The sequence below is a fragment of the Myxococcus sp. AM009 genome (genome assembly GCF_013372605.1).
Lineage (GTDB): Bacteria > Myxococcota > Myxococcia > Myxococcales > Myxococcaceae > Myxococcus > Myxococcus vastator.
Map to the genome: position 1 here is coordinate 1 of NZ_JABXEP010000301.1, position 3,465 is coordinate 3,465.

3 protein-coding genes and 1 pseudogene are annotated in these 3,465 nt (G+C 70.5%); all 4 read right to left on the bottom strand.

Annotated features, from left to right (window positions below; translation table 11 throughout):
- Window positions 1-328 (bottom strand): annotated as a pseudogene (locus HV824_RS35170) (alpha/beta hydrolase); the annotation flags it as partial.
- Between the two features lie 178 nt (window positions 329-506).
- Window positions 507-992 (bottom strand): SRPBCC family protein, encoded by a 486-nt coding sequence (locus HV824_RS35175; protein ID WP_303623453.1) that lies wholly within the window; start codon window positions 990-992, stop codon window positions 507-509.
- 4 nt (window positions 993-996) lie between these two features.
- Window positions 997-1,350, bottom strand: a complete 354-nt coding sequence (locus HV824_RS35180; protein WP_176417185.1) for a metalloregulator ArsR/SmtB family transcription factor — start codon at window positions 1,348-1,350, stop codon at window positions 997-999.
- A 345-nt stretch (window positions 1,351-1,695) separates the two neighbouring features.
- Window positions 1,696-3,465 (bottom strand): hypothetical protein (locus HV824_RS35185; protein WP_255208603.1); only part of this gene is annotated, 1,770 nt, incomplete at its 5' end.

A 3,465-nucleotide genomic window follows, 5' to 3' on the forward strand; every position in this document is an offset into this window, starting at 1 on the left:
GACAGGGGCGGAGATACTCACGGAGGCTGAGTGGAATGTCGGCCGCCCTGGCCAGCCGCCACGCGGAGGCGGCGGGCCACACCGCGAGGATGCCGACGAGCAGCGCGGATGCCGCCGTCCCCCCGCGCAGCCACCTCCACACGTCCACGTGGGAAATCCAGACGGCCACCAGCGCAGTGAGGAGCGCCGGCAACAGCATCACCAGGCTGTATTCCCGCAGGATGCCCTTGAGCAGGTGGACGAGCGTGGGCACCCCAGCGGGAGCGAAGAAGAGGGCCGCGAGCAGCACGCAGCCCACGATGTGCAGTATCGCCAGGAGGGTCGGCATGGAGAGAAGGGGGCGGGGCGGTGACGACATCCGGCAAGAGGAGCAGACCGCCGCATCGTAGTGCCTGGCGACCGGCGTCTGGTGCCTGGCGCGCCAGGCACGGTACCGTTTATTGACGCGGGTGCTGCTCACGTCACGCGCCTGCCCGCCCGGCGCGGCGCAGCGCCGGTGCACCGGCTCAGTCGAGGCCCGGCGACGACACGAGCGCGTCAAGCTGCTCCATCGTTTCGCGGATGCCGTGCTCCATGCCGGACGCGAGGACGGCCTCCCGCACTTCCTTTGACGGATACAGCTCTCGCGAGACCATGTGTGTCTTTCCGTCGCGCTCGTCGAAGGTGACGGTGATGGTGACCGAACCCGCGTCCGCCATCGGCTCGAAGACCTGCGTGTACACGAGCCGCGAGGGCGGAGTGATTTCCGTGTACTGCCCGGAGAAGGCCACCTCCCCGCCGTCCGGATTGCGCAGCACGTAGCGGTAACCACCGCCAACGCGCACGTCCGCCTCGCAGCTCGCCATGGTGACGCAGAGGGCCTTCGGCGCCCACCAGCGCTTCACCAGGTCCGCGCGAGTCCACGCGTCGAACACGATGCGCGCGGGCGCATTGAACTTGCGAGAAATGACGATGGTGCGGTCCGACTCCAACTCCACTGACGTAAGGCTCATCACTTCATCCCTTCTTCTTTCGAGCATGTCGCTGCGCTATTGCCAGGTCCTGCGTCTTGAGTTCTTCGAGGAGCGAGTCGAGCTGTCCCAGCCGCGCGTCCCAGACGTCGCGGTAGCGCTCCAGCCACGCGTTCAGCTCGCGCAGCGGCTCGGGCCGCAGGCCGTAGAGACGCTGCTGGGCGCGCGCCTCCACATCCACCAGCCGGGCCTGCTTCAGCACGCGCAGGTGCTTCGACACTTGCGGCTGGTTCAGGTGTAGCGCTTCTCCAATGGCACCCACCGAGCGAGCGCCCCCCAACAGGTATTCCACGATGCGAAAGCGGTTCGGGTCGGCGAGCGCCGTGAAGGTCTCAATCACGAGGATGTATATTCCTCATTGGGAATATTCCCGTCAAGGAATATGTGCGGCGAGCCGAGTCGAGAGCGCGAACCGCGGGCCTTTGCGTCGGCGGGCCGGCCGAAGGTCATCAGGCGTGGATTCAGCGGGGAGCCCCCTGGGCGGGGTGCTGACCGTTTCCGGCGGCGCTCGAACGCGGAGGCCACCAGGTCCACACGCCCCTGCGCGCCATGGCGGCGGAGTCCGCCGCGTACGGAAGGCCCTGGGCGTGCTGCCCACGCACCAGGGCCTCCTCGCTCGCGTTCTCCCCGTGTCCTCGTTCAGCCCCCGCCGCGGCACCTGCGATGTTCCGTCTTCGCCGCTGCCTCAGTCGCCACCCTGGCCGTCTCCTTCCCCTCCTGGGGACGTGCTTTGCCGCCACCGCGCCGAGTGCCGAGGCCGATGTGGACAGCATCCAGGCCCCAGGGATGAGCACGGGTGCGGGGCGTGATGCCCCCCTCGCGTTGGCGGTGCCTCGAATCTCCTTCTCGCTCGCGAACGCGAGAGGGCAAAGAGGCCGCCGGCCACCGCGAGAAACAGCTGACCGGTACCCGCGCCCTCACATCCCCCACAACCACCGCTCGCGCCGTCCACCTGCCCGTCACCCAGGGCCTCCTCGGGTGGCGGCTCCCCAGGAGGCTGCTCCGCGGGGGGCGTCTCTCCGGGTGGCGTCTCCACGATGCCTGGCTGCGTGGCTTCGGCCAGGATGCGGAAGGGCGGGCTCACGCCTGACACCGCCCCGTCCGCGGTGCTGGCGACGCGCAGCACCGCCTCCCGGCTCGGCACGTCGGGCACGCGCCAGATGAGCTGCCCCGTGTTCTCCACCGAGGTGGCTACCGGCATCCAGGTGGCGCTCGCCTCCGTGGAGTACGCCACGTCCAGCGTCCGCACGTCGCCGAGCGTGGACCACCTCACCTCCACCTCCTGTCCCACGACGAAGTCCTCTCCGCCGGCTGGTGCGTCCAGCACCAGCCTCGCCGCGGGCGCCTCCGCCTCCGCCAGCCCGAAGTCGTCCACCAGCGCCCATCCGACCCCTTCCAGGGCGACGCCCACGCTCAGTCCGAACGCGTCGGCCGGCAGCGCGATGGGCAGCTCCCACGACGCCTCCGTCCAGGCCTCCGCGGGCGGCAGGCTCGGGCCGCGGTCCCACACCTTCCACGTCCCATCCGCCCCCTTCACGGCCGCTTCCAGGTGCAGCGGGGCGCTGGCGCGGTACCAGACGCTCACCCGCGAACCGCGCCCCGGCGTGACGGCTGGTGCGCAGGTGCCGTCGTCGCGCAGCACCTGGATGGATGCTGCGCCCCCGGACGCCTCCACGCGCTCGAGCCGGTAGGACCAGGCGCCGCTGTGCGCCTCGGCCGAGCGCTCGGCGCGCGCGGCGCCACCGTGGATGGGGCCCAGTTGCCAGCAGTCGGGCACGCCGTCGCCGTTCGCGTCGTCCTCGAGCGAGGGGTTCTTCAGTGCGGCCGTGGGCGCCTGGGGCAAGGGGTGCACCGCGGGCTGCGCCGCACCGCCCAGGACGTCCTGCATCGTGCGCACCTCTGTCCCCAGCGGTGCCCGCTGCGCGAGCCAGCCCATGAACGCCTGGAGGACGTCGGGCTGCACGCAATAGGTGTGTCTGGTGCAGTCCGGCTCCACGAAGTGGAAGACGACGACCACCCAGCCGCCCCCCGCGGCCTCCGTCGTGGTGACCCACGCCTGCAATTGCTCCAGTCCGTCGTCGCGCGTCACCGTGGCGGGCGTGCGGATTTCGTAGGGGTCGAAGGGAGGGATTGTCTCGGCCGCGGGGCAGGAACCACAGGTGTCCACCAGGCCTCGCACGTCGCGCGCGGCGTTGTAGCCGCACGTCGCGGCCATCTGGTTCACCGCCGCATCGTTCGAGCCGAAGGGGAAGGCGAGGGCGGTGGGCGAGAAGCCCCAGCTGAGCAGCCGCAGGCGGTCCTCGCAAATCTCCTGTCGTTGGTTCTCGGGCGTCAGCGTCGCCAGCTCCGCGGACGGGGCGGTGTCAGGCGTGAGCCCGCCCTTCCGCATCCTGGCCGAAGCCACGCAGCCAGGCATCGTGGAGACGCCACCCGGAGAGACGCCCCCCGCGGAGCA